The organism is Chelatococcus asaccharovorans (assembly GCF_003201475.1).
Classification (GTDB): Bacteria; Pseudomonadota; Alphaproteobacteria; order Rhizobiales; family Beijerinckiaceae; genus Chelatococcus; species Chelatococcus asaccharovorans.
In genome coordinates, this window is record NZ_QJJK01000001.1 from 1 (window position 1) to 5,000 (window position 5,000).

At 64.3% G+C, this 5,000-nt stretch carries 4 protein-coding genes; 3 read left to right on the plus strand and 1 reads right to left on the minus strand.

Features of this window, described 5'->3' with window-relative positions:
* Positions 1 to 100, plus strand: a 100-nt coding sequence (locus tag C7450_RS35040) for an integrase core domain-containing protein (RefSeq protein ID WP_146227229.1), incomplete at its 5' end; no start/stop codon positions are given.
* On the opposite strand, the gene C7450_RS00010 is transcribed toward C7450_RS35040, so the two are convergent.
* Positions 97 to 2,109 (minus strand): transcriptional regulator, encoded by a 2,013-nt coding sequence (locus tag C7450_RS00010; RefSeq protein ID WP_110372370.1) that lies wholly within the window; start codon positions 2,107 to 2,109, stop codon positions 97 to 99. The genes C7450_RS35040 and C7450_RS00010 overlap by 4 nt on opposite strands.
* Positions 2,110 to 2,241: 132 nt before the next feature.
* Here C7450_RS00010 and C7450_RS00015 point away from each other — a divergent pair, with 132 nt between their 5' ends.
* Positions 2,242 to 3,330 (plus strand): PLP-dependent cysteine synthase family protein, encoded by a 1,089-nt coding sequence (locus C7450_RS00015; protein WP_110372371.1) that lies wholly within the window; start codon positions 2,242 to 2,244, stop codon positions 3,328 to 3,330.
* A gap of 14 nt (positions 3,331 to 3,344) precedes the next feature.
* Positions 3,345 to 4,838, plus strand: a complete 1,494-nt coding sequence (locus tag C7450_RS00020) for a pyridoxal phosphate-dependent decarboxylase family protein (RefSeq protein ID WP_110372372.1) — start codon at positions 3,345 to 3,347, stop codon at positions 4,836 to 4,838.
* Positions 4,839 to 5,000 lie beyond the last annotated feature (162 nt).

Here is a 5,000-nt window from a genome sequence, read left to right on the forward strand (position 1 = left end):
CTCCTGGATCGACGCCTACAACACCCGACGACCCCACTCGGCCCTCAACGGCATCCCGCCATTCCAGAGGCTGAACAACCTTCTTGGAAACGACATCTAGCTGACAAGGCCGATCAAGGCGGCCGCGTTGCGATAGCGCGCAACGGCATCCTGATCGAAGCGGAACGTGTCGAGCAAATCGTCGATCCGGTAACGCGGGTTCTGAAGCCGAATGCGCGCTACATGGTTGCGCGCCTCGTCGATCCGGCCGGCAAGCGCCAGGCAACAGGCGGCAATCCCCAGAATATGAATATGCGCGTTGGGGCGTGCCGCCGCCTTGCCTCCCCATTCCGCCGCCTCCTCGAAAGCCCCCAGCCTGATCAGCGCCATAGCCCGCGTGCCGAGCATGCCGAAAAGTAATGGATCGCAGGGGCTCAACAGCCGCGAATGATCGGAAGACGCGATGGCCGCGGCCGGATCTCCGGATTGGGAGTGAACGAAGGACAGGGCATAATGGCCGAGGGCGAAGTTCGGGCTGAGATGAATGGACCGTTCGAGTTCCCGCACGGCCTCATCAAGATCACCCATCAGCCAGAGCGCCCGTCCCATCGACCAATGCGCAGCCGGGTTATGATCATCCACCAGGAGGCTCTGCCCCGCCGCCTCCAGGGCCTGCCGTGCCTCGTCGGTCCGATCCCCCCACCGCTGGAAAGCATTCTGCCAGTGTGTGAATGACAATCCCGCGTGGGCACGGGAGAATGTCGGATCGAGACGTATCGACATCCGGAAGAACTCCGCGGCGCGGGCGTTTTCCTCAATCGTGAAGCGGTACATATGCCACAGGCCGCAGTGGTAGGCCTCCCAGGCATCCAACGAGCCCGGATGTTTCAGGACCGCCCGATTGCGCTCGGCATTCTCGATTTCCGCCGCGATGGAGGAGACGATACCGTCGCCAATGTCGTCCAGGACCGAAAGCGGCTCGGGTGAACGTGCCTCGAACCGCTCCGTCCACACGAGGCGTGCTGTCGCGGCCTCGGCGACCTCGGCTGCCACGGCAATCACAGTCTCGTGCTGCTCCAGAAAGCCGGTCGCGACATAGTCCACACCCAGCCGGTTCCCGATCTCCTTGAGGCCCAGCCCATCGTCCGCGATGGCAAAGACCGAGCCGCGCGCGATAACAAAGAGGCTGCGTAGCCGCGCGAGCCGGCTGATAATGTCATGTGCGAGGGCGTTGCCGAGGTCGCTTCGGACCATTGCCCCTGCAAGCCGTTCCCAGAACGGCATGACGGCGATCGAAGCGCGACGCGACCCCGCCTGCGGAGACAGTGCCTGTTCCCGGAGAGGTTCGCGGACCGCAGCGGCCGCAAGCCGGATGGACGCGCCCCTGATCTCGGCCCAGGCGGCACGAACAGGAGCAAACTCCACACCCTCGACGGCAAAGGTCTTCGCGGCCCCGTCCAGATGTTTCGCGCATGCGTCGAGCATGCGCCGGTGATAAAGCTCCGTCAGGAACCGCGCGTGGGCTTGTGCATCAAGCGGAGAGAACTCGAGCCAGCGGCGTGCCGCCGAGAGCCCTTCAGGAGTACCGACCGGCGTGCGCCGTCCGACCTCCGCGATCACATCGATAAAATGGGAGCGAAATTCGCTGCGCCGGCCTGCAAGCCAGCGCTCGAACTCAAGGCTGTGGCCAAGCTCGATCCCTTCCAGAAGATCGCCACTGCAGGAATCCGCAAGCGCCCTGAGCTCGGAATCGACAAGTGTCTCCAGGCCAGCGCGCGTGGCGCCGGCCAGCCGGGTCACATCGACATCGCAATCACCGAGATCAAGCGCCACACGATCCTGCGCGGTCAGCACGCGCGGGCGGTCAGTTCCGTCGAGCAAGGAGCGGAGTTTGCTCAAGCACCAGCGCAGCTCACCGCGCGGATCGTTCGGGATTTCCCAGAGTAGCTCACAAAGCCTCCCCCGCGCGACCGGATGAGGATCGACCGCGAGATACGCCAGAAGCGCAAGCATCTTGCGCGACGGCGGCAGCCGCATCGGCATGCCATCGCGCAGCAACAGGGGCGGCCCGAGCAGCCGAATTTCCAATCCCCGTGTTGAAGGCGGTGCAACGGAACCTTCCGATTCCATGTGTGCTCCCACGCCGGCTCCCACGCCGGACCGCTTACTTACACATTATCACTCTTTACGCTGACTGACATCCGTGAGGCCGGCGACCCTGCGGGTCCCGGACCGGGACGGGCTAAACGAAAGAGGGGTTACATGCTCACGCAAGCGGAACTGAGAACAACGGAAGGCCGCGGGAGGCTTTTCGACAGCGTGCTGGACACGATCGGCGACACGCCGACGATCCGCATCAACAATCTCGGTGTGGCCAATGCCACGATCTACGCCAAGGCCGAGTTCTTCAACCCGGCCTCCTCGGTCAAGGACAGGCTGGCGATCTCCATCATCGAGGAAGCCGAACGCAGCGGAGCGTTGAAGCCGGGCCAGACGGTGATCGAGGCGACAAGTGGCAATACCGGCATCGGCCTTGCTATGGTCTGCGCGCAGAAAGGTTATCCGCTGGTCGTGACCATGGCAGATAGCTTCTCCGTAGAGCGACGGCGGCTGATGCGCATGCTGGGGGCGAAGGTCGTGCTGACGCCCCGCGCCCAGAAAGGCTTCGGCATGTATCAGAAGGCCGTGGAACTCGCCGAAAAGAATGGCTGGTTTCTCGCGCGCCAGTTCGAGACGAAGGCCAATGCGGCGATCCACGAGCGTACGACGGCGCGCGAGATCGTCAATGACTTCGCCGGTACGCGGCTCGATTATTTCGTCACCGGCTACGGCACAGGCGGGACGCTGGTCGGCGTGTCACGTGTGCTGCGGCGCGAGCGACCGGATACCAGGATCATCCTGAGCGAGCCGGCCAATGCCCAGCTCATCGGGAGCGGACAGGCACAGCAACGCGGCGCCAATGGTGCTCCGACGGCAAGCCATCCCGCCTTCGAGCCGCACCCCATCCAGGGCTGGACGCCTGACTTCATTCCCGATGTCCTGCAGGAGGCTATCGACGAGCACTATTACGACGAACTCGTTCCGATCGCCGGACCCAAGGCCATGGAGTGGGCCAAGGCCCTCGCCAATAAGGAAGGAATATTGACGGGTGTGTCGGGCGGCGCGACGTTCGGCGTGGCGCGAGACCTGGCTGAACGCGCGCCGGCAGGTTCCGTCATCCTGTGCATGCTGCCGGATACGGGTGAACGCTATCTGTCCACCCCGTTTTTCGAATCCATACCCGCGGAGATGGATGACGAGGAGCAGGCGTTGTCACGCTCCACGCCTGGCTTCCAGCTCGCAGCCGAATAGATCGGGAGGCGACGATGGACAGCCGGGCCAGCGAACTGCCCTGCCGGGACGATGCGGCACACGACCGGACGGAGACACTCGATCCCCGCGACTGGGCCTCTGTGGCCGCGCTCGCATACCGGATCGTCGACGATTGCGTCGGCTATCTCGAACATGTGCGTGACCGGCCGGTGTGGCAGCCCATGCCGGAGCACGTCGAAGCGCTCTTCCGGACCCCGCTTCCCCATGGCCCGACCGCCATCGAGGAGGTTTACGGCCTGGTCAGGGACAACGTTCTTCCCTACCCGATGGGCAACGTCCATCCCCGGTTCTGGTCCTGGTATATGGGCGCCGGCAATTTCACCGGTGCCTTGGCGGACTTCCTCGCCGCCGTCCAGGGCTCAAACCTGGGCGGTGGCAGCCACGCCGCGGCATTGGTCGACCAGCAGGTCGTCGGCTGGCTCCGCGATATGGTTGGCTTTCCCGCTTCCGCGAGCGGCACGCTGGTGAGCGGAGGCTCGATGGCGAATCTCGTCGGCCTGACCGTCGCTCGCAACTCCATGGCAGGGGCGGACCTGCGGGAAGACGGGCTCGCCGTGCTCGACCGGCCCCTGCGATTCTACGCATCCGACCAGGTCCATTCCTGCCACCGAAAGGCCGTCGAGACGCTGGGGCTCGGCAACAAGGCGCTGCGCCGGATAAGGACCGACGCCGCCTATCGCCTCGATGTGAGTGCCGTGCGTGACGCCGTCGCCGAAGATCGCGAGCGCGGTTTCAAGCCCGCCTGCCTCATCGGCACGGCCGGGACCGTCAATTCGGGGGCGGTGGACGATCTCGCGGCGCTGGCTGATCTCGCGGAGGAACAGGGCCTCTGGTTCCATGTGGACGGGTGCATCGGCGCCCTCCTGGCGATCGCACCGCAGAACGCCTGGCGCGTCAGGGGCATCGAGCGTGCCGACTCTGTGGCGCTCGATCCCCACAAATGGCTGCACGCGCCGTTTGAGATCGGATGCGCGCTCGTCAAGGACCGCGCGAAACATCGGCAAAGCTTTGCCGTGTCGCCAGAATATCTGCAGGGTACGTCGCGGGGCATCGCATCCGGCGAATGGCTGCACGAGTTCGGGTTGCAAACCAGTCGCGGTTTCGGAGCGCTGAAGGTCTGGATGGCGCTGAAGGAGCACGGTGTCGCCAAGTTCGGGCGCCTGATCGACCAGAATGTCGCGCAGGCCACCATTCTTGCCCATCTTGTGCGCGCGCATCCTCTCCTCGAACTGCTCGCCGAGCCGGAAATCAATATCGTCTGTTTCCGCTTCGCAGGCGCCGGACATAACGAGGACGACATCAAGCGCATCAATATCGAGATCATGCTGCGGCTGCAGGAAGCCGGGCTTGCGGCGGTCTCCGACACGACGCTCGGAGGTCGTCATTGCCTGCGCGCAGCAATCTGCAATCATCGCACGCGTGTGGAAGACCTCGAGCAGTTTGTGGGGGACGTTGTGCGGATCGGACGGGAATTCAGCGGGGCTTGAGGGACAATTGAGCCTGGTCCTCGGGCCTGCCTGTCGGGCGAGGGCTGATGTTGGCAAGGCTCGCCAGGAAAGATTGTCCCGGTGAGGCAAGGCATCTATTCATCCCTCATTGCCAATCGCGCCGGCTCACGGCAGCTGCTCCGCCACACCCGCGCCATCCGA

What these genes read in the sequence shown, in the direction of transcription:
- C7450_RS00010 (WP_110372370.1), bottom strand. Translation starts at nt 2,109, where the DNA reads ATGGAATCGGAAGGTTCCGTTGCACCGCCTTCAACACGGGGATTGGAA.
- C7450_RS00015 (WP_110372371.1), top strand. Translation starts at nt 2,242, where the DNA reads ATGCTCACGCAAGCGGAACTGAGAACAACGGAAGGCCGCGGGAGGCTT.
- C7450_RS00020 (WP_110372372.1), top strand. Translation starts at nt 3,345, where the DNA reads ATGGACAGCCGGGCCAGCGAACTGCCCTGCCGGGACGATGCGGCACAC.